The organism is Flavobacterium sp. DSP2-3-1 (genome assembly GCF_049896865.1).
Classification (GTDB): Bacteria; Bacteroidota; Bacteroidia; order Flavobacteriales; family Flavobacteriaceae; genus Flavobacterium.
This window is the reverse complement of the sequence record NZ_JAFCVD010000003.1, coordinates 146,387-168,397: the sequence shown is the minus strand read 5'-3', so window position 1 is coordinate 168,397 and position 22,011 is coordinate 146,387. Positions and strand designations below refer to the sequence as shown.

Genomic DNA, 22,011 nt, shown 5'->3' with positions numbered 1-22,011 from the left:
ATTTTTTATTTTTGTTGATTGTTAGCAAAAAATAGAAAAAAAGTATATTGTTGTTTATCAGAGTTTTAATCTTAATTTGTCATTGTTTTATGTTCAATAATTACAATACATTTGTAGGATCTCTATTTTTTTGCGTAAAATTTACTTTGCCACTTTCCACATTTTAATTGTCAGGTCAAATTCGAGGGTTTAGTTTTTTTACCTTCTATTTATCACTTTCCAAATTTCTTTTTTTGCGTTATTGCTTGCTGATAAATCTGATTTGCTGAAAGAGAAAATGCCCAACTATTTTTCAATCGGGAATACTTGTTCGTTGTTTTTGATTAAACTTTTAATCATTGACCGCTCTTTGGAAAAATGCTGATTAGTTTTTACGTATATCACGCTCTGAATCAGATTCTTGGAATTTTTTCTCCAGTTCATGGATTTTTTATTGCTTAAGACTTATTTAAAATTCCATTTTTCAGGAAACCTTCCTTCTATAAACTCCTCGAACTCTTACCGCCATTTACACAACTATGGCGCTGTTATTCCCAAATCTCTTCCAAACTCTGATTCATTGTGTTTTCATAATTTAATTATAAAGCTTTTTCTATAAAGGCTTTATCATAAATTTTGCACACTTTTTTTATAGGTTAAAATTGAGGTTATTTCTTAATTATCTGTGATTACTACGTTAGCATGTACACTATTATGTTGCTGATCTTTCATCCTCCAACAAATGAAAACTGCTAGTCGGAATTCCCAATTTTACAAATAAAAGTTATTTCAACTCCGGACCAACCAGTTATCTGCGATCAAGAATAATACATTCCGATGCAAGAACTTATTACATTACCCTTAAGTTTGTTTTTTAACCTATTTTAAATCTGATTTTTTGGTTTTTTTGTACAAACTAGGCAAGTAGCGCTTCGATGACAATGCGATTTTTTATAGTTCTTACTACGGTAAATAGGGGAGTACTCAGATACATGGTTTTTTAAACAATTAATACATTTGAGTAACTTAATAAATTTATTCAATGTTATGGAAATCGTTTAATAAGCTATTCTAAAACTTAAATTTGGAGTGCGTCGAAGTGAAAAAGTTTTTATATTTTCTATAGAATTTGTGACCGTATTTATTTTATAATATTCGTTGATTTCATTTTTTCGATTCAATACATTCAGTAAAGAGAACCCCAATTTATATTGAATTTGATTTAAGCTTTCCCATTTGTATGTTGTTGAAAAATTAACTTGAAAAAAGTCATCTAGTATTTTATTGTTTGGAGTATTGTAATCAATCTTTGGATTAGAGAAATTACTGTAATTTATTGTCGAACTTATAGGAGTGGTCTCTGGTTTTCCAGAATACCACTTTGATCCCAATGCTATTTTTAGATTTTTTCTTTCATAGATTCCAGCCCAAGAGATAATATGGTCTAATTTAAAGTTATTTGGAAATACAGGCTGTTCTAAATCTGGAAAGTGATAATTATTAGTATTGTAAGTGTAACTAAACCAGGTAATAAAATGATTTATCTTTTTTTGAACCAGCATTTCCATTCCTAAAACTTCATAATCGCCATTCGTTTTTACAAATTCTAATTGGTTTTGAAATTCTTGACTCGAACTATTAATTCCAGTTACTTTTTTATAAAAATTATCTAAAGTAAATAACCAATTATTTTTGTTGTAAAACAAACTAATTGATGCTTGCTTACTTCTTTGAATAGGTATCGTTGTGTTGTTTGCCAATATCCATCTTCTTTTTTCAATACCAAAATAATCGTTTTGCAAATCAATAACCTGATAAGAATTTTGACTTTTAAATTCTCCTAATACTTCTAAATTAAAATATTTTGTAATGGCATAATTAAACTGTAATCGTGGTTCTAAAAGGCTTTTTTTGAATTGTTCAATGTAGTTTAATCGCAATCCTGCATTAAAATATATTTTGGATAAAGTATCATTATATTTTGCTTCAGCTATAAGTGCATGAATTCGTAAAACTTCTTTAATTCTTCTGTAAAATATAGGACTATTTACTTCATCTGAATTTATGGTGCCAATTTCGTTAAATTGATATCCATTTTTAAGAGTAAATTTCGAATTGATTGTATGACTATTTTCAAGCTTAAAGCCATTGTCTAGCACTTCATTTTTTTGTTTTACAATTTGATTGTCTTGTATTTTGTTTTTTTCGGCATTGAGTACATAAGACGATGTGTAAACATTCAAATGAGCGCTATTTTTAGTATTCCAGTTTCGTATCCATGAAAGATTACTTCCGTAATTTTTTTGGTATAAAATATTATTTTCAGACTGAATTTGAGAACTGGCGTTGGTTGTTTGAAAAATTTTAAGTTGATCGTTAATTGTAATAAAATCGAAAACAAAATGGTTTTTTTGTCCGATTTGTTGAGAATATTTAGCCGTAATATCGTAAAAATTAAATTTTTCGTCACCTAAATAATCTATATTTTGATTATTGGAAAAATTAGTAATACTTGTATTTTGAAAGGCTTTATTATAATATTCTTTGTAAGTCGGTGTTTTTACAAAATCGGTTATGGATTTTCTTCCTGAAATTTCTACAAAACTGTTTTCGGAGATTTTGAACTTTGAATATACATCGGCATTTATCATGTTTATTCCTGCACTAAAACTGTTTTTTTTAAATGCATTGGAGTTTGAGGAAATATCCACAACGCTTGAGACGCCTTCTCCAAAAAAAGCAGAAGTCCCATTTTTAATTATAGAAATGGTATGGGCTAAATTAGGGTTGAAAGCCGAAATTAATCCAAAAAAATGTCCCGTCTGATACATTTTTATTCCATTCCATAAAAACAAATTTTGATCATGCGTACCTCCTCTTACATTAATACTTGAAATACTTTCATCAGCACTATAAATACCGGGAATTTGCAACATGGTTTGTAAAACATCGGGTTCAATTAAGCCAGGTAATATTCCAAGTTTTTTAGGTTTAATTTCAAATGTTCCATTAATTTTTTTTGAGATTCCAGATGTTAAAAGTTGATTCGCAATTATATTATTTAATTCAGAAACTTCCACTTCAATAAAAATCTTTAAACAATTTTTATTTTGTAAAGCAGAGACAGAAATTTTTTCAGTGGTATACCCAATGTTACTAATTAATAAATCAGTTGACTTTTCTTTTTTTAGTTCAAAATATCCTTTTTTATTGGTTGAAGTACTGGAACCATCTTCAAACTTAATATTCACATTTTCCAGTGGAGAATTATCTTCTTTAGAATATACATATCCACAAATATTCTTTGTGTCAACCCTATTATCACTAAAGATAGTAATGAATTTATTATCGATATTTTTAAAGAAGAGGTTCGTTTTTTTTTCAAGATAACTGATCTTCTTGTTCAAAGGCAACGATTTTTTTGGAGGTACAATTTTAAGAGTAACTATTTCATTGTCAATATAATTAAAATAAATAAGATGTTGTTTTTCAATAGACTGCAGAATATCTTTTAATGCAATTGCTTTACTTCTGTTTTGAGCCGTCATACTCAAGACAAAAACAAGGCAAAAGAATAAAACAGAAGTGTATTTCATTTAAAAAATTTATTTTCCTTCAAAAATTATTTTGTTTGCAGTAATTTTTTTGGCTTCTAAATGATAGGTTGTGGCAATAATTTGAAGGGCAACATCAAGATTGTTAATTGGGATTTTTCCAGTAAATAATTCACTCGAATATTTTGTTTTTACTTCAATAGAAACATTGTATTGTCTTTGAATTTCATCTAGGATGTTGCGTAAATTTTCTTTATTAAAAGCAATTGTGTTTTCCATCCATTCTGGTTGAGCTGTAGCAATGGTTGTGTTTATTTGTTTTCCATCTTCAAAATAAACACTTTGTCCCGGAGTTAAAATCAATTCTTTTTCTTGGTACTTTACAAGTACCCTTCCTTCAAAACAAGTTACATCAAAACGATTTTTTCGTACTTTTACATTAAATTGGGTTCCAAGAACAGCAACTTTTCCAAGAACAGTTGTAACCTCAAATTTTTTACCTTTTGCTACTTTAAAATAGGCTTCGCCCTTCAACTCAAGGTTTCTATTATTGTCCCAATTCCATTTTTTATATTTAATTTCAGAACCGGCATTCAACACTACTTTAGAATTATCCGGTAATAAGAAAGTGGTTTTTTTACCATTGAAAGCATATTGTGTTTGCAACGAAAAATTCTGCATCAAAAATAAAATTCCTAATCCAATAACAAAGACGGCAGCCACTTTGAATAACCATTTTTTGTATGAAGGAATAATTTTAGGTGTTGTTTTTTTGTGATTAATAACATGCTCTAAAACTTTCTCTTCATTGAAAGGAGGTACTTCTAAATGTGCAGTATAATTTTTAATTTGCTCGTATTTTTCGTTATCAGGATTAGCTTTGAATTCAGCTAATTGATCTTCTGTTAATTCGTTGTTTAGCCATTTTGCCAAAATGTGATTCTTTTCCATAGCATTATTCGTATTATATTTAAAACAAGTAAAAACAAATTTACCCTACTTTATTGTATCAATTTCTTTTCGTAATTCTAATAAAGCCAAGTGTATGCGCTTTTCAACTGCTTTTACACTTATATTTAACTCAGCTGCTATTTCGCTATATTTCTTGCCGTCTATTCGATGCATCAAAAAAGCAACTCGCTGTGTTTCTTTCAAATTCTCAATTGATTTTAAGAGCTTACTTTTGAATTGCTTTTCTTCAAGTATAAATTCCGGAGTTTCATTTGTATTATTATGACCAACAAAATTTTTTTCATATTGCAAAACTACTTTTTGATGTGCAATTTCGTTAAGAGAGCTATTATTTGCAATGGTATAGATATAAGATTTAGCTTTTTCAATGGGGACTGCAGCACAGTTTTGCCAGAGTTTAATGAAAGCTTCTTGAGTTATATCATCGGCTTGGTCTTTATTTCCGTATTTGTAAAAAAGAAAATTGCGAAGCGCTTTCGCATGACTTTTAAAAAATATTGAAAAAATAATTTTATCACAAGTACTTGATAATGAATGTATGGTCATTTAATTCGTAATTTTTTGCTTTACAAAGATATATTTATTTTTAAATTTTGGTAGGGTAATATGGATGTAAACTGTTTTACTAAAGAACCATTACTATTTTAATGTGAAATATATGAAATGAAATCGGTTTGTAAAGATTGAAACGGACGCTCAAAACAGAGTTTAATGTCACGCAAAACAATATAAAAAATATCATTTCAATAATCTAGATATTAAATAGTAGCTACATATGAAAACAATTAAATATTTATTGATGTGCGTTGCTGTAGTAGTATTTATTTCGTGTCAAGATGAGGAAACATTGGTTATTCAAGACATTACACAAAACTTAACAGCTAAATCTCCTCTCGCGAGTTTGATATCCAGGGTATCACAAAATCCTACGTCTAAGGATAATATTTTGGACAAATCAAGTTGTTTTAATGTTCAGTTGCCAGTTAGTGTTATTGTAAATAAAAAGCAAATTACAGTATCTAGCCAAAATGATTATAAAGTAGTTCAAAACGCACTAGATGCTTTTTCTAATGATGATGATGTAGTAAATTTTGTATATCCAATAACAATCCAGTTTCAAAATTTCAAAACGGAACTGATTGCAAATCCAGATCAATTAGAGGATGTTATTGATAACTGTGATGATGATGACGGGTTTGATGAGATTGACTGCTTACACATAAATTATCCTATAAAGATTAATATTTATAATGCAGATAATCAAATAGCAAATACCATTACTATTCAAAAAGATAAAGATTTATTTAACTTTTTGAAAGATTTAAAAAGCAATGTGTTCATATCCATCAATTATCCAGTTTCTATTATAAATTTTAAGGGTCAAAATGTTATAATTACAAACAATTCTAATTTTGAAAGCAATATTGAAGATGGGATTAAAGATTGTAATACGAATTCAGGCTCTGCAGGAAACCAGAATTTCGCTGCGATTTTGACTAATGGAACGTGGCATGTATCCTATTATTTTGATGACAAAGATGAAACTTTAAATTATAAGGGATATAATTTTACTTTCAATTCTAATGGAACTATTATGGTTGTAAAAGAAAAAAATACTATCGCCGGAAATTGGTCCACTTTTGTAAATAGTGGTCAAAATATATTTCTGTTAAAATTTGATGACAGTAGATTAGATGAATTGAAGGACGAATGGAAAATTACAGAATTTACAAGCACAAATGTTAGACTAAAAAATAAAAATGCCAGCGATGGAGCAACTGATTATCTTTATTTCACGAAGAATTAATTAAGACGGAATATAATACTTACAGTAAATTTTAAAGAACTTTTTTATAAATACAATTATTAAAATTGTATTTCAAACGATTAATTATAAACCCCTTATTATATATTACTAAACTTTTAAAAAAATGAAAAAAATGAAAAAAATGAAAAAAACATCAATTTTAGCATTACTTGTTATCATGATGAGTTCTTGCACAAATGATCCAACTACAAGCGGTAATGTTACCTTAAAAGCTTCATCCGTTTCTGCAACAGGAAAAACTTCTACAACTGCACGTATTGCTGCATCAACAGTAGTGTTTACGGAGTTTAAAATAAACATTGGAAAGATAAAATTTGAATTAGATGAAGAAGATGATAAATATAATCTTGTAGATCCTTTTTATGATGATGATGTAAAACTGGTAGGTCCTTTTTTAATAGATATTTTAGATCCTAACAAAACTTTGACTCAATTTATAACTTCAGTTAATATTCCGAATGCCAAGTATGAGGAAATTAAATTTAAATTTGAAAAAAGTATCGTGCCGGGCGAAATGTTAGGTAAAACTTTTTTAATTAAAGGGACAATAAACGGTAAAAACTTTGTTATCTATAGTGGAAAAGATGCTGAACTTGAAATGGACTTTAAAGATCAAACTAAAGATTTTATAGTTAATGGTAACGATATGTCACTTAACATAAAAATACATCTTGATGCCATAATGGCAAGACTTGTTACTTTAGCCAATCAAAATTTATTGATGGATACAGATGGGGATGGAGTAATTGAAATTAGTACTGATAACGATGATGGACATCATGATATTGGAGAGCAAATAAAAAACTTGCTTGAAAATGAAACAGACTTAGATGACAAGGACTAATTAAATTAAAATGAATGAATTAAAAAAAGGCTATTTTTAAACGGTAGTCTTTTTTTACTTATTTTGGATACTATTGTATAAGTCTTATAAATAAGCTACTGTACGGAAGCCTCTTTCAGCATAAGTTTTGGTAAAGAAGTTTCGATTCATTAAAATGCTATCTAAAGCAGTAATGAGAGTATTTATTTACTCTGTGTGATACTTACTTTTTTTCCAATTTCATTATCTTTCTTCTGGGCGAGTCCGAGGCAATTAGAAGTAAATTCGTTTGTATATTTCTAAAACATTTTAGTTTTGTACAACCGTCTTAATAACATTAACAAATTTTTTAAGAAAGCAAATTTTTTTAAACGCCTAATTTACAACAATTTAAATACAAACAATTATGAGAATGAAATATTTTTTTATTACTGCAATATTCGTTTTAGCGAGCGGATTATTTTTGAATTCATGCTCAAAGGATGATGCTGCAGTTCCAACAATAACTTTTAATCAAACCGAGGGCAAAGCTAATTCACAAGGCGAATATACAGTGAGCGGTCGAATCCAATCTGAGATTGCGCTTTCTAAGGTTATAATTACAAAAGAGGGATCAAATGTTCCCTTTTTAACTGATGATACGACAGCGAAAAATAAAACCGACTATAATTTTGCGTATTTAATTACAGGTGTTACTACTAATACCTATCTAATAGTTGATATTTATAATCAAGCGAACGATAAAACAACAGTACGATTTTTAATTCGTCCTTAATTAAAGGAATTAACTTTTACAATTACATTTGATGGAGATTTTAACCCGCGCTTTGCACAGGTGTACTTTCCAAAAAATATATTTTACTGGAAAATGCGCAAGGTAATAAACTTTGCGCTTTTTTTATGGGAGCTAGTATGCTGTACCCATTTTCCAGACAGAAATCTCAAAGATCTAAGATAGGTTTTTTGTTTGAAATTCTATTATCTTGGTTAAAATCGGAGCTTACTTTTTTGGCTATTTTAAAAAGCCAAAAGAAGTTATTCTGATTTTCTGCCACTTCTTTTTTATAATAATTCTGATGAGGCGTTCCATAATCAAGTGACTGATGAAGTCGCCGTATATTATAAAATTCAAGATAATCTTTCAGTCCTCTATAAAGGCTGATTCCGTCAGTGTATACTTGTAAACATAAATTCCCGTATTTGATTGTTCTCCATAATCTTTCTATAAAAATGATGTCTATACCTAGTCCTTTACAGTCGATAGAAATTTTCATTCCATTGTTTAACACTCTTTTGGTGTGAACTTCACTAATGTATTGATTTCCTTGATCTGTATTGAAAGTTTCAGTCGCACCATACTTTTGTATGGTTTTTTACAAAATATCGGAACATCAATAAGCACTCATCGTGTTGCTTAAAATGCAGTTCAAAACAAATCTTGTATGCAAATCTATAATCACAGTTAAATACATAAATCCTTTTGTAGGAATACAGGTCATATCAACTGCTAACACTTGATTTTTATGGGTGATTTTTAAACCATTGAGTATATAAGGGTATTTCTTATGTTCATTATTACTTATTGTTGTTTGAGGTTCTCGATAAATGGTTTGCCAACTAATAATTTGTATCAATCGTTTTACCAGTTTGCGATTCACTTTAATTCCTAGATCCGTGAACTTCAACGTCAATTTTCTGCAGCCATACAATGGAGTGTTAAAATACTGTAGATACTATAATTGCATTCTTCTCAAGTTCTATAAACTTTCATTTTGTGTATTATAATAAAGATCGCCACGACGAATTTCTAATAATCGACATTGTTTGACAACACTCAATTTATTTTGGGTACCGACCATTTTCACTCGCTCACTGATCGATATTAACCCAGACTTTTTTTTAAAAAGTCATTCTTCAAGGTCAGCTGACCTATTTGCGCATTGCGTTTTTCTGATGGAATTTCATTTTTGGCAACGACCGTTTTTTCTGCAGAAAAAACCGCAAAAAGATTCCGGATGGCGTCCGTCTTCCACATTGAAATTTGGTTGGGCCGCAACTCGTATTTTTTTGCTAATACCTCGATGGTATCTTTCTCTTTTAAGGCTTTCAAAACAACTCTGGCTTTGAAGTCTTTCCCGAATGTTCTTCTTGTTCTTAACATATCACTGCTAATTTAAGGTTTTTAGTTCTATCTAAATTAGTCGGGATATATTGTCCGAATTTTAAGGGTCAGCACAATAACTAATTTTATTTTTAATATCAATAATTACGTTTTCTTTCTACTTGCGCCAGTAATTTTTTGCATGCATTTTTCTTTTTAAATCAGTCTATGTAGAATTTATAATTTCATTAAATCCAATTTTATTTGATGCAATTGCTTGATCTTTTCTGAACTGGGAGCGAGTGCGGATTGCACCATTATTTTTAGTTCCCTATCAATAATGCGCACTTTTGTCCAGTTATTGAAAATGGCTCCCATTTGCACCGATAAGATACCGGATATCTCCATGACCTTGTGCGCCTGCTCCAAACATTGTTTGGCGTTATAGGTATGCAGAATGCGAACGGTATTAATTTGTTTGCGCAGGGCGGCATTTAGGGTATTGGCGCACAGGATAAGACTAGGAGTAAAGGCTGCAGTTATGCTTCCTCTCCCATCGTGAGAAGTCGTTAAGAACAAGTACTTTTGGACTAGGTCATCTTTTCCTACCTCAACATAGTCGGCCAGGTTGGCGATTATAAATATACGTTCTCCTTTGCCTAATGCCCCTGCGGTTTCGTAGAAAATATTGTCACCACCAACGATCCTGTCGAAAAAAGAAAAGGCATCTCTGTTTTGTATGATTTGGTAGTCTTTACCAACAACACCCAATACAGCATCGTTGTCCTTGTGTACGGTACTAAAGTAATTAGGGACTTCAATTTCATTGTAAATGATTTCTCCATCAAAGCTTATTTCCTCGGAGCATGAAGTAAACAATTTTCTTTTTTCTACTTCATCACCGAATCCCGCTTGTTTGATAGCCTCGGCGCTAGTCGGGTAATCCTGAATAAGTTTATCCCAAATTGTGCCATGCTTTTTCTTTTACGCTAAAAAAACGGTGTTTCTCTGTCTGCATGTTGTAATTTATATCGTGTGCCATCATGTTGTGATTTAAAGGATTGTTATATTTTACTGCTTAAAAGGGCAGGTCGTCTGTCGTTTCTGGTTGTTCTCACTGTTTTACTGACGGTAATGCTCCACTATTTTCTGTCTGTTCTGTCCTTTTAACAAAAGCTAAAAATTTAAGGTTGTTGATGTGAAACGTAAGACTACCCATTGCTTTGCCTTCAGCGTTGCTGTACACATTTAAGCCGATGTGTCCAAACAATTTTACGATTGCACCGTTCTTAAGCCACTCCCCGTTTTTGAATTGAGCCAATACGAACAATTGATGTAGGTTGTAATTTCCATTACTTCGGTACTTCCTTTAGACTTGTAGTTGTCATTAATAGCGATGTTAAAGTTGACTACCTCTTTGTTGCCGTTCACTATGTGAACCATTGCATCTGCTGTTACTTTTCCTGTGATTTCTATAACTTGATTTTTTTATAATTACTATTATTTACGTTGCTTCCTCTGTAACCGTCAACCTCATAAAATATTTTCAAAAGGAAAAACGGAGAAAAAGCAAACAAGGAACAATTGGCTCAAGAATGTGGGGACGTACAAGTCCCGAAGGGCGACAAGTGCAAGGCAATCATAATGCGCTTCCAACATTCTTAAGTCACTATCTTAGCTGCTTTTTCGTCCGTTTCGAATGAAAACTTTACTTAAACTTTATACAAAAAATCTAACATAAATACTTTTTAGATAGCTACCAAACCCCACCTAGATGGTGTAATTAATCTTAAGATTAGATGCTAAAGGTAAATAGTGCTATTGATCAATTTTTGGAACAAACAAATCTGATACTTTGGTATCAGATGACTAGGTAATTTATTATTTATAATAGCAGCAGTAGATATCAAAGAAGAAATAAAAACATTTTAGAAATTACTTTTATGTTTTCTTCTCGTGTGGAACGGAAATCCTTTTTTTTTTTGAAATATCAAATATTATTAAAAGTGGATATTGTTAATTAACAATAATTATTAGACTTTTTAATTTTTTTTTATGAGTAATGTTTTAAAGTAAGAAAAACTACTATATTTACGTAAATTTTAACAATACATTTTGTGATAAAAAATAAATTAAATTTTTTAGTTGTAATTAATATCGTGTTAATAGGTATAGTGATTATTTTTTTTGTTTTTAATGTTCTTGCATCAAGCAAAAAAATTGTTTATGCTGACAATAGCAAACTCTTTGATAGTTTTAACATGACAAAAGAAATGAAGCGAATTGGGGAGAAAGAATTTAATATTCGGAAATTGAGTTTAGACTCTCTGTATTCTGAGTTGCAATCTAAAACAATTTCTGAAGGAGATAAGAAAATAGTGATGCAAAATTTCATTAAGGGAAAAGAAGAATTGGAGCAATTCAACCAAAATTTTGCTTCGGAAGAGTATTTAAAAATTTGGGCAAGAATTAATGGTTATGTAAATGAATTCGCTAAAGAAAAAAAATATCAATTAGTTATTGGTTCGGAAAATAAAAGGAGCGTTTTGTTTGCTGATGAAAATATAGATGTGACAAACGAGCTGCTTATTTATATAAACAAAAAGTATGAGGGATATAAATAAGATATTTTGGTTGCTTTTTATTTTTGCATTTTTTTCTTGTAAGAAGGGGGGAGATGATAATAAAGGTGACTCTGAAATCAGGGATCGCTATTTCAACTTAGAAAAGATAGGTTGGAAATCTCGTCAATATATCCAAAAAGTAGATGACATAGGTTTTATCGCTACCGAAGTTCCTATTCAATATTATTTATTAAAAGACAAAGGGAACGAAAATCTGCTCCTTGTAGATTCTCTTTATGAGGAAAACAAAAAAGAACGCGTCATTGAATTTACATTTCAACAGGACGAAGAAAAGGACCTGCTTGCAAAAGATTTTACAGGAATGGATTATACAAGTGCCGTAAAATATATGTCTTTCGGTTTGGATAAAGATTTCTATGTTGTTACTTCAAAAAAAGACACTATTTCTTGTTCGGGTGTGACTTTTGAGAGAAGTTACAAAATAGCCCCATATCAGAAGGTATTATTATTTTTTTCAGGAATAGATCCTAACGATCGAATACAATTGGTTTATAACGATTACCTTTTTAGAAAAGGAACCTTAAAGTTTAAATTTAAAGATACCTATACCAAAATAGCCTTATGATTAAACAAGTAAAAAAAAGTAAATTTAAAAAAACAGTTGCCATTTATTTAGCGATGATGATTCTTTTAGAAACACTGCAGCCAATGCAAATGTACGCCTTAACCAGTGGCCCAACCCAACCGGAGTTCAATGCCTTTACTCCAATTGGAACATCCGATATGGTAAACCTAACCAGTGGAGATTTTAATTATAACATTCCTATTATGGACGTGGGTGGATACCCTTTAAATCTCGCCTATAATTCTGGAGTGACTATGGATCAGGAAGCTTCATGGGTAGGACTAGGATGGAACCTTAATGTTGGGGAAATTTCGCGACAGGTTAGAGGTTTGCCAGATGATTTTAGGGGAGACAAAATGAAATATGAAAATAATATGAGAGAAAATGTTACGGTAGGTACAAATTTTAATGTTTCTCCAGCAATTTTTGGATATGATTTACCTTATAGTTTAGGATTAGGTGTGCAATACAATAACTATGAAGGAATAACTTTTAAACCATCTATTGGGGTTTCGTTTCCTATTGCAGAAAGTGTTAGTGTCGGATTTAATTTATCTGGTTCAACAGGGGAAGGTGCATCAGTTAGTCCATCGGTAAGTATTTCTGCCAAAATTGATGATGAAGTAAAATCATCTACAATGACAGGTAGTATAGGGGCAGCTTTTGACAGCAGAAAAGGTTTAGAAAATGTGAGCGTATCGGCAACTGCAAGAAATACACATTATATTACGAATGATAAAACACAACAAAGTTCCATAAAGCATTCTATGGGAAATTTTGGCGGAAGCATCTCTTTGAATAACACTAATAACTATACACCTGCAAAACGAGTGGCCTATGACAATGTCAACAGTACATTTAATGCAACTTTAGGGGCTGAATTTTACGGTGCCGAACCCCAAGTGCGTGTTACTGGATATGGCTCAGTGCAAAAAATTAATGCGAAATACAAAAATAGATCAGTCGGCGCTTATGGTTATGATAATTCCCAATATAAAAATAATTTAGAAGGCGTTCTTGATTTTAACAGAGAAAAGGAACAAACGATTTCTAAAAACACAAATGCTTTAGCAGTAACGAACTATACTTATGATGTCTATAATATCGAGGGGCAGGGGGTGGCTGGTATGTTCAGGCCATTTAGATCACAGACTAGTTATTTATATAATGATAAGGTTTCTGATTTTAGTATAAGTGGCACATTTGGTGCAGAGTTTGGTGTGGGAGGATTGTACCATGGAGGAGCAAATTTTGCGGTTTCACCTTCCACAAGCACAACAGGTTTATGGTCCAATAAAAACAATACACTGCCTGTGTTTGGAGAGAGTAATGCGGATAAGAATAATCCATTATATGAACAATCCACTTTTAAATTAATAGGAGAACTAGACGTAGATAATGATAATGCACTTTACGCCAATAGGATGCTTGCCAATAAAGCTCTTAGATTAGAGCTTCGTGGATCAAAGTTTAACAGAAGACTAGTTCCTACTTACATAGCTAAGCCGTCGTTAATCTCAAGTAAAATCTATGATTCTACTGCTATAAACTCTAAAATTAAAAGAAAAGGAAGACTATTAAGAAATCAAACCGTACAAAAAATAACAAATCAAGAGGCTGATGATAAATTTGTTTTTAAAAATAATAATGCTAAACCATACCATACGGCCGGCATGAAAGTTTTGCAAGCGGATGGAACTACGTATGTATATGGGAAAACCGTTTATAATACGACAAAGGTAGAAGCCACTTTTGACGTTTCAGGGCAAACGGCAAATATCATTAAAGGAACTGTTCCGTATAAAACTAAAAAGGACTTACTTACGAATGAGGACAAACTTGATATGGACAGAAATAGTAATGCTAATAGTGACGAATATATTAATAAAATTACGACTCCAGGCTATGCTCATTCTTATTTAGTTACCAGTGTACTATCATCCGATTATGAAGATATTGACGACGATGGTCCTTCGGATAAAGATTTAGGAAATTATACAAAATTTGATTATACAAAATCGGGGGATATTGGTTATGCAAGCAATTATAAATGGAGGGTTCCTTATGGCGCAAATGAAGCTTCTTATAGTGAAGGATTAAAAACCAGCAAGAAAGACCAAAAAGGAAATTATATTTATGGTGAAAAGGAACTTAGCTATTTAAAAAAGATTGAAACAAAAACCCATGTTGCTTTTATTGATTTGGAAAAAAGGAAAGATGCAAGAGAAGTTTTGAGTGAAAGCGGAGGAAATGGATCTGGATATATGTATAACATAAAATCAATCAGGTTATATTCCAAACCAGAATTGGCCGCGGCAGAAATTTCTCTAACAAAAGCAGCAGATATAAACAACACTATTTCAGTCAAGCCAATAAAAACAGCTCATTTTGAATATAGTTATGAGTTATGCAGTGGCACTCCCAATAACTTTGATGAAACTAAAGGAAAATTAACTTTAAAGAAAGTATACTTTACCTACCGTGCATCGAATATGGGAAAATATACCCCTTATAAATTTAATTATTCAGAAACAGATCCTAAATTAAATCCGGCGTATGACATGAAAGGATTTGATGTCTGGGGAAATTATAAAGAAAATTTAATGACAAATCCTTTAACAACATCAGAATTTCCATTTGTAGAACAACATAAAGTAGATGCAGATAAAAAAACGAGTGCTTGGGTACTAAAAAGTGTCACACTGCCATCAGGAGGAACCTTGACTATTCAAACGGAAAGCGATGATTATAAATATGTACAAAATAAAAAAGCGATGCAAATGTTTAAAGTGGTCGGTGCCGGAAAGTACTCAACTCCAACAACAAACAACAGTCTGTATTATGGTAGCACTCCTAACAAATATATTTATGTAAAAATTAATGATGAAGATTCAGGCTTAAAGGCAGATCAATTTGAAAGCAAGTATTTATCTATGAACATTGACAAACCTATTTACTTTAAGTTTCTATTGAATATGAATGAAAAAAATAGTGATTTTGTTTCTGGCTATTTTGAAATAGATAAAGATCTTAAATCACAGATGAATGTAAATAATGGAATTGTTGCTATTCCTTTGAAGTTTCTCAAAATTGATGGCTTAATCAATAGTAGTAGACCAGTCAATCCAATTGCTAAATCTGGATGGGGCTTCGGAAGAACTTATCTGAATAGAGCGGTTTATAGCCTTGGTGGAGACGAAACTAATAAAAGCTTTATCGCAATAGTTAAGGATTTAGTTGGAAGTATTAAATCAATGACAGAAATTTTTAAAGGACCAAATGCCGTATTGGAGAGAAAAAGGTGTGCTAGATATTTTGATACGCAACGTTCTTGGATACGATTAGAAAATCCTAATGGAAAAAAATTAGGGGGAGGGTTACGGGTTAAAAAAATTGAACTAAGTGATAATTGGGATGTAATGAATATTGTTGAAGGGAATGCTATTTATAAAGAAAAATATGGACAGGATTATTCGTATGCTTTAGAAGATGGAACTTCAAGTGGGGTGGCCACTTTTGAACCCAATGCTTCGACAGAAAACCCTTTTGTGGAGCCTTTTTATGGCAAAGATGGTAATTATGCAGATCGAATTGGAGCTCCAAAAGAAATGAATTATGTAGAAAAACCTTTTGGAGAAAGTTTTTTCCCTTCCCCAAAAATCACGTATTCTAGAGTGACGGTTACTAATTTAGACAAAAAAAACGATAACGGAATTAAAGTTGTCAAAAAACATGCTACAGGAAAAGTGGTAACGGAACATTATACCACCCATGATTTCCCAACACTGGTTGATTATACCGATCTTGACATACGCCCTGACGAAATGAAAAGTCCTTTACTCAAAATCTTAAACGTAATTTCTATAAACCATTTAACAGCTTCACAAGGATTTTCTATAGAAACCAATGATATGGATGGTAAGGTAAAATCAGAAAAAGTGTATGGTGAAGGACAAACTGCTCCCATTTCCAGAGTAGATTTTAAATACAATGTGGGTTCAGATGGTAAATTGGACAATAATTTAACAACCATAAATTCAAAAGGGGAAACCCAAACCAATTTGCTGGGGGTTAATTATGATTTAATTAATGATTTCAACGAGAGTAACTCTACAACGAAAACTCTTGGAGCTGATGGGAATTTAGCCGCTTTTATTCTCTTGATATTCCCTGGCATCGTACCTACAGTATTACCTAGGTTTGCATATCACGAAAATATTCTAAGAACTGCAACTACCACTAAAGTAGTTCACAAAACAGGTATTCTAATAGAAAAGGTAGCCTATGACTTAGGTTCCAGAGTGTCAACAAAAAATTTGGCGTGGGATGCCAAGTCCGGGCAAGTGCTACTCACCAAAACCATAAACGAATTCGACGATAATTACTATAACTTTAATTATCCGGCCTATTGGAATTATGAAAATATGGGGATGGCTTCTGAAAATATAAATCTTCAAGGGGAACTTGTTAATAATCAGTCTTATTTTGATATAAAAAACTTCGCTTCTACAGACATCTCAAAATATTTTAAAATTGGTGATGAACTTGTACTAGGAAATGGTACAAAACTTTGGGTTAATGGATATAATTCGAATGCAAATAAAACCCAAATTCAGTTAATTGATCGAAATGGAAATAGTATTAATCAATCGACTCTACCGAATGATCTAAATTTCAAAATAGTGCGATCGGGTTATAGAAATCAACAAATGGCATCGATGGCGTCAGTAACATCGATGATCAATCCTATAGATAAGAATAATGATAAAATCTTGGAAAGCATCACAGACGCTACCTTTGGTTACACATCAGGTAGTGCTATGGATCCCAAGGTTATTAATGCCAGCGCAGTAGAATACAGCGATGTTTGGAATTCTCAATGTGAGAATGGATTGCCTAGCGAAGCTGGGCTTAAACCAGATGAAGCCGGACTTATTAACGTTACTGGCACTTTTATAAACCCATTTTTATACAATACTAAAGGTAATTGGAGAGCCGTAAAATCTCATGCCTACTTGACTGGTAGAAACAATTTTGTAACAGCCAATAGACGAAAAGCTGGTTATTTTATAAATTTTAGCCCTTTTTATAAATTAAATGCAGGCGCCTGGGCAAAAGATACGTTGGGCTGGACATTTGCCAGCCAAGTCACCAAATACAGTCCGTATGGTGTAGAGTTAGAAAACAAAGATGCACTAAATAGATATTCTTCTGCACAATACGGTTATAATTACACTTTACCCGTAGCAGTTGCCTCAAACGCAAAATATAGCGAAATTGGCTTTGATGGTTTTGAGGATTATGGCATTCCTAATCCAGTTGTAAATTCATTAAAACCGCACTTTGGCTTTACTCAAGGTTTGAATACAGATGTCTATATTACAAAAGACAAATCGCATACAGGACGGAACAGTATAGCCATTAACGCTGGAAAAAAAGCAACTTTTACCAGAAAGATAAATGGGTGTAAGGCAAATACAATCCCTTCTGTTTGCCGAGCTAATGTAATAGCAACTCCAACTTCACAAAGTATTTCTTCCGGGCAAACAACAGGTATCGTATTAACAAGTAAAGTCGCTGGAACAACGTTTGAATGGACTGTAGATCAAACTGGAGTATCAGGAGCTACAGCAGGAAACGGAAATTCTATAACACAAATAATAAATAATACTGGAACAACAAATGGAACAGCAACCTACACCATTACCCCAACATTAGGAAATTGTTTAGGAATACCAGCTAATGTTATTATTAATGTAACTCCTCAATTTCAACCGTCTATTGGAGTTGGATCCGCTTCTTGCAGAACTGTAGGATCCTGCAGTGATAATTCCAGTTGTGGTGTAAAACTTCCTATATCAATATATAATGCGCCTTCGGGATCATATATAACCTTAACAGCTACGTATTTACAGTCGGCAACTGTTACATTAATCAATGCATCTGGAGTTTATTCATTGAATTATAATGAATCTACAGCAGTAAATGCCACAGTAAGTTTTACTTTATATTTGAAAAACAGTAATGGAAATATAATTTATCAGACTGATCAATCACTGTCTCACCAATCCTATTGGTCTATGCTAAATAATTGTAATTGATAATAGATTTTTTTAATTAATTAAATTTAAAAAAAAGGTACAAGTATTTTTTAGATAATGATTCATTTTAATAGAGATCATAAAAATGTACTTTTCAAAAAAGAGAAACAAATATGATAAACGGTTTTAAAATAAATAAAAATTGGATTCTTACATTTTGTCTGGTGTTTTGCTCTATGACTACACTATTTGCTCAAGAACTCACAGATAAGGAGATTGGGCTTGATGTGGCAGTAATGACCAGCACATTGACGAAGCGGGGTATTGAATTGAAAGAAATCAAGCAAGAAATCGACATGATGCGGGAAATGTATAAAATGCGTTTCGTAGAAATGAAAAAAAACGAGGATGCCATTTTACAAAAAATAAGGCAACAACAAGCTGTTAACAAAACCAACACAAGAAATAGTAACGCAGCTAATACTGTTGTTATAGATATTCCTCAAATGGAAAAGGACGCATTACAGCTATTGTATAATAGCACCAACGGAGATAATTGGACAAATCGTTCTGGTTGGGATTTCTCTACACCCGTTACTTCTTGGAACTATACAACCCAAACAGGTTGGTTTGGAGTTTTTGTTGTAGATGGACATATTGATTATTTAGCTTTAACAAATAATAACTTAGTTGGTTTTATTCCAGATTTATTTGGTTTATCAAAACTTAGAATTTTAGAATTGGATAATAATCATTTTAATGGTACTGCTATTCCTTCAACTCTTAATTCCTTAACTAATTTAGATACATTAATTTTAAATAATTGTGGCTTTATAGGTGATATACCTAATTTGTCGGCCTTAAGTAATTTAAAAATGTTTTTTATTGGCAATAATGGAGGTTTAAACCCTCAAGCTATTCCTTCGTGGATTTTTGCTTGCACTAACTTGATTTATTTGCACATGTATTATTGTAATTTAACAGGTGATTTACCATTAGGATTATTTCAATTAAACCAACTAAATAATTTAGCATTATATGGTAATAAATTAAGTGGTATCATTCCTTCTCAAATAAGTCAATTAACCAATCTTCGTACTCTTTATATGCATAATAACCAGCTAGAGGGCTCTATACCAGTTGAGATAGGTCTTTTATTAAACCTTGACTATATATCAATGTCAAATAATAAGTTAAGTGGTTTTATACCTTCAGCGATTAGTCAATTAACCAATCTTCGTTATCTTTATTTAGATAATAACCAACTAGAGGGGTCTATCCCCGTTGAGATAGGTTTTCTATCAAAACTTCAATTATTAGCTATTTCATTTAATAAATTGAATGGCACTATACCCTTAGAGATTAATCAATTAACCAATCTTCAATATCTTTGGTTGAATTTTAACCAACTAGAAGGCAGTATTCCCCCTGAGATTGGTCAATTGTCCCAACTTACTTACTTATTTTTGAACAATAATAAATTAAGTGGCATTTTACCCCAACAAATAGGTCAGTTAACCAATCTTAATTCCCTTAGATTGAATTCCAACCAACTAGAAGCTAGTGTACCTGATCTAACAAATTTAGTCTTATTAGAAGAATTACTCATCTATAATAACAAATTCCGTTTTGTTGACTTTACAACACAATATCCCATATACAAAACGCAAATCACTTACTTTCAGTATGCACCACAAGCCAAAACTGATACAGAAGAAACAATTACTAATGCAACAGGAGGAGCAGTAACTTTAACCATGTTTACAGATAATAGATATACACCGGATGACACATTTCAATGGTATAAGAATTATTCGTTAATAACGGGAGCTACCTCGAGGCAATACACCATCTCAAATTTAAGTATTAGTGATGCGGGCAATTACTATTGTATTTCTAAACACCCCCAAATAACAAATCCGACCATTTATTACCTAAATTTAATTTTAGAAAGAAATCCTATTCATTTAAACGTAACTAATTGTACCCCAGTTACAGGATCTCTAACTGTTACAACAAATGAACTTTGTAAAGATCAGAGTAGTTCTTTCTCTTTTACAAGTAACACTCCAAATTTAAGTTATATCTGGACTAGTATTAACTCCAATGGCGTTGTCGTAAATACAACAACTAATACTATCGGTACTTATTCTTTTGTGTTTGATAGTGCAGGAAAATACACTATTAAATTGGAGGTTATTAAAACGGATGGATGTAAAACTATATTTTCAAAAAATGTGGCTATAGACAATTGTACCCCTTGCAACTACTGTGCCTCTTTCAATTTAATTAAAAATGAAAAATATTTAGTAAGTGCCTGGGTAAAAGAAAGTAATCTTGCCACACCGCAAGAACAATCAAAAAATTATGACAAAGGCTGCATTAGTGTATCTTTTATAGATGCTGCGGGCACAACCATAGCCACACCACAAAAGTTTTATGCCACAGGCGAAATTATTGATGACTGGCAACGTATTATAGGCGAATTTGTAGTTCCTGATAATGTTGACGACATGAATCTGGAATTATTAAATGAAAATACAGATTCTGAAAAAATGGCCTATTTTGATGACATACGAATTCTGCCAAGTAAAGGCAATATGAAGAGTTTTGTTTATGATCAAAAAACACAACGCTTGATGGCAGAGTTAGATGAAAATAACTATTCGACTTTCTATGAATATGATTTAGAAGGCGGTTTAGTTAGAATCAAAAAAGAAACTGAGAAAGGAATTTTTACAATTCAGGAAACTCGCAGTGGTACTACTAAATCAGACAAACCATGATGAAACACAAAAGTGCATTTTATAGAGTAATGCTACTGTTTGTTTTTTCCTGTATGTACAGTCAACAAGAAAAAATGACAGCTTTACAAGTATTAAAAAAAGCAACGGAGGTAAATAGCAAACAAGAATACCTGAGCTATAATTCTAAATATGCTTTATATCTTGACTATACTTCAAAGAAAGTTTATGAACAATATATGGGGATTGTTTTGAAGAAAAATAACATTAATTATTTTAAAATTAAGAATACTGAATTTGTGACTTTCAAAAATTACGGATTAAAGATTAATCATGAACAGAAGGCATTCGTAATTGAAAAGCAGATGAAAGCAATGGAGGAATCTCCTTTATCGTTAACCAATTACCTAAAGGGGTTTGAATCAAAATTGATTTTGACGGATAATGATAATTTTATTTGTGAACTAACTCCTGCTAAAATTTCTCAAATCATGTTAAGCAAAGTAATTATATATATTAGAAAAAAAGATTACAGTATTGCAAAACAGATCTTGTTTTTTTTAGAAAAAATGGAGAGTAAAAATGCTAAAGAAAAACCTATTTATACCATTCCGAGATTAGAAATCACTTTTAGCCTTAGGACAAAAGATGAAAAAAGAGACAACTTACTTGTTGCAAAAGAAAATTATTTTATTGAAAAAAACAATGAAATAGTTATTTCAAAAAGATTATCGGCCTATCAATTATTCAAATTATAAT

The 22,011-nt window shown here is 31.6% G+C and carries 15 protein-coding genes; 8 read left to right on the top strand and 7 right to left on the bottom strand.

Annotated features, from left to right (window positions below; genetic code table 11):
- Window positions 1–1,037: 1,037 nt before the first annotated feature.
- The 3 genes from ACP7AT_RS04720 to ACP7AT_RS04710 are packed head-to-tail and all read right to left on the bottom strand — an operon-like array spanning window position 1,038 to window position 5,051.
- Window positions 1,038–3,575 carry a TonB-dependent receptor gene (locus ACP7AT_RS04720; RefSeq protein WP_426063196.1) on the bottom strand — a complete coding sequence of 846 codons (2,538 nt, stop codon included), beginning with the start codon at window positions 3,573–3,575 and terminating at the stop codon, window positions 1,038–1,040.
- A 9-nt stretch (window positions 3,576–3,584) separates the two neighbouring features.
- Complete coding sequence (locus ACP7AT_RS04715; protein WP_426063195.1) at window positions 3,585–4,484, bottom strand: FecR family protein; 900 nt, start codon at window positions 4,482–4,484, stop codon at window positions 3,585–3,587.
- Between the two features lie 45 nt (window positions 4,485–4,529).
- Window positions 4,530–5,051, bottom strand: coding sequence for an RNA polymerase sigma factor (locus ACP7AT_RS04710; protein WP_426063194.1), 522 nt, complete (start codon window positions 5,049–5,051; stop codon window positions 4,530–4,532).
- Between the two features lie 229 nt (window positions 5,052–5,280).
- Here ACP7AT_RS04710 and ACP7AT_RS04705 point away from each other — a divergent pair, with 229 nt between their 5' ends.
- The 3 genes from ACP7AT_RS04705 to ACP7AT_RS04695 all read left to right on the top strand — a co-directional run bounded on the left by ACP7AT_RS04705 (window position 5,281) and on the right by ACP7AT_RS04695 (window position 7,931).
- Window positions 5,281–6,312: a hypothetical protein gene (locus ACP7AT_RS04705; protein ID WP_426063193.1), complete on the top strand. Its 1,032-nt coding sequence runs from the start codon at window positions 5,281–5,283 to the stop codon at window positions 6,310–6,312.
- A gap of 133 nt (window positions 6,313–6,445) precedes the next feature.
- Window positions 6,446–7,177, top strand: coding sequence for a hypothetical protein (locus tag ACP7AT_RS04700; protein WP_426063192.1), 732 nt, complete (start codon window positions 6,446–6,448; stop codon window positions 7,175–7,177).
- 385 nt (window positions 7,178–7,562) lie between these two features.
- On the top strand, window positions 7,563–7,931 hold the full coding sequence (locus ACP7AT_RS04695) for a hypothetical protein (protein ID WP_426063191.1): 369 nt from the start codon (window positions 7,563–7,565) through the stop codon (window positions 7,929–7,931).
- A 166-nt stretch (window positions 7,932–8,097) separates the two neighbouring features.
- On the opposite strand, the gene ACP7AT_RS04690 is transcribed toward ACP7AT_RS04695, so the two are convergent.
- The 4 genes from ACP7AT_RS04690 to ACP7AT_RS04675 form a co-directional block, all read right to left on the bottom strand.
- On the bottom strand, window positions 8,098–8,430 hold the full coding sequence (locus ACP7AT_RS04690; protein WP_426063190.1) for a hypothetical protein: 333 nt from the start codon (window positions 8,428–8,430) through the stop codon (window positions 8,098–8,100).
- Between the two features lie 608 nt (window positions 8,431–9,038).
- Window positions 9,039–9,317 carry a transposase gene (locus ACP7AT_RS04685; protein ID WP_426063189.1) on the bottom strand — a complete coding sequence of 93 codons (279 nt, stop codon included), beginning with the start codon at window positions 9,315–9,317 and terminating at the stop codon, window positions 9,039–9,041.
- 177 nt (window positions 9,318–9,494) lie between these two features.
- Window positions 9,495–10,136 (bottom strand): DUF932 domain-containing protein, encoded by a 642-nt coding sequence (locus ACP7AT_RS04680; protein WP_426063188.1) that lies wholly within the window; start codon window positions 10,134–10,136, stop codon window positions 9,495–9,497.
- 393 nt (window positions 10,137–10,529) lie between these two features.
- The gene (locus ACP7AT_RS04675) at window positions 10,530–10,700 is read right to left on the bottom strand and encodes a hypothetical protein (RefSeq protein ID WP_426063187.1); all 171 of its coding nucleotides are present in this window, start codon (window positions 10,698–10,700) and stop codon (window positions 10,530–10,532) included.
- A 674-nt stretch (window positions 10,701–11,374) separates the two neighbouring features.
- Here ACP7AT_RS04675 and ACP7AT_RS04670 point away from each other — a divergent pair.
- The 5 genes from ACP7AT_RS04670 to ACP7AT_RS04650 all read left to right on the top strand — a co-directional run bounded on the left by ACP7AT_RS04670 (window position 11,375) and on the right by ACP7AT_RS04650 (window position 22,010).
- On the top strand, window positions 11,375–11,881 hold the full coding sequence (locus ACP7AT_RS04670; RefSeq protein WP_426063186.1) for an OmpH family outer membrane protein: 507 nt from the start codon (window positions 11,375–11,377) through the stop codon (window positions 11,879–11,881).
- Window positions 11,865–12,467, top strand: a complete 603-nt coding sequence (locus ACP7AT_RS04665) for a hypothetical protein (protein WP_426063185.1) — start codon at window positions 11,865–11,867, stop codon at window positions 12,465–12,467. The genes ACP7AT_RS04670 and ACP7AT_RS04665 overlap by 17 nt, the downstream gene beginning before the upstream one ends.
- Window positions 12,464–18,568 (top strand): PKD-like domain-containing protein, encoded by a 6,105-nt coding sequence (locus ACP7AT_RS04660; RefSeq protein WP_426063184.1) that lies wholly within the window; start codon window positions 12,464–12,466, stop codon window positions 18,566–18,568. The genes ACP7AT_RS04665 and ACP7AT_RS04660 overlap by 4 nt, the downstream gene beginning before the upstream one ends.
- 113 nt (window positions 18,569–18,681) lie before the next feature.
- Window positions 18,682–21,294 carry a leucine-rich repeat domain-containing protein gene (locus tag ACP7AT_RS04655; RefSeq protein WP_426063183.1) on the top strand — a complete coding sequence of 871 codons (2,613 nt, stop codon included), beginning with the start codon at window positions 18,682–18,684 and terminating at the stop codon, window positions 21,292–21,294.
- Entirely contained in the window at window positions 21,291–22,010 is a 720-nt protein-coding gene (locus ACP7AT_RS04650) for a hypothetical protein (RefSeq protein WP_426063182.1), read from the top strand. Before ACP7AT_RS04655 ends, ACP7AT_RS04650 begins: the two co-directional genes overlap by 4 nt.
- Window position 22,011: the final 1 nt, after the last annotated feature.

Excerpts from the sequence above, each read along its gene's own strand:
- ACP7AT_RS04665 (WP_426063185.1), top strand. The coding sequence starts at position 11,865 with ATGAGGGATATAAATAAGATATTTTGGTTGCTTTTTATTTTTGCATTT.
- ACP7AT_RS04710 (WP_426063194.1), bottom strand. The coding sequence starts at position 5,051 with ATGACCATACATTCATTATCAAGTACTTGTGATAAAATTATTTTTTCA.
- ACP7AT_RS04660 (WP_426063184.1), top strand. The coding sequence starts at position 12,464 with ATGATTAAACAAGTAAAAAAAAGTAAATTTAAAAAAACAGTTGCCATT.
- ACP7AT_RS04650 (WP_426063182.1), top strand. The coding sequence starts at position 21,291 with ATGATGAAACACAAAAGTGCATTTTATAGAGTAATGCTACTGTTTGTT.
- ACP7AT_RS04695 (WP_426063191.1), top strand. The coding sequence starts at position 7,563 with ATGAGAATGAAATATTTTTTTATTACTGCAATATTCGTTTTAGCGAGC.
- ACP7AT_RS04700 (WP_426063192.1), top strand. The coding sequence starts at position 6,446 with ATGAAAAAAATGAAAAAAACATCAATTTTAGCATTACTTGTTATCATG.
- ACP7AT_RS04675 (WP_426063187.1), bottom strand. The coding sequence starts at position 10,700 with ATGGTTCACATAGTGAACGGCAACAAAGAGGTAGTCAACTTTAACATC.
- ACP7AT_RS04690 (WP_426063190.1), bottom strand. The coding sequence starts at position 8,430 with ATGAAAATTTCTATCGACTGTAAAGGACTAGGTATAGACATCATTTTT.
- ACP7AT_RS04705 (WP_426063193.1), top strand. The coding sequence starts at position 5,281 with ATGAAAACAATTAAATATTTATTGATGTGCGTTGCTGTAGTAGTATTT.
- ACP7AT_RS04715 (WP_426063195.1), bottom strand. The coding sequence starts at position 4,484 with ATGGAAAAGAATCACATTTTGGCAAAATGGCTAAACAACGAATTAACA.
- ACP7AT_RS04685 (WP_426063189.1), bottom strand. The coding sequence starts at position 9,317 with ATGTTAAGAACAAGAAGAACATTCGGGAAAGACTTCAAAGCCAGAGTT.
- ACP7AT_RS04720 (WP_426063196.1), bottom strand. The coding sequence starts at position 3,575 with ATGAAATACACTTCTGTTTTATTCTTTTGCCTTGTTTTTGTCTTGAGT.
- ACP7AT_RS04655 (WP_426063183.1), top strand. The coding sequence starts at position 18,682 with ATGATAAACGGTTTTAAAATAAATAAAAATTGGATTCTTACATTTTGT.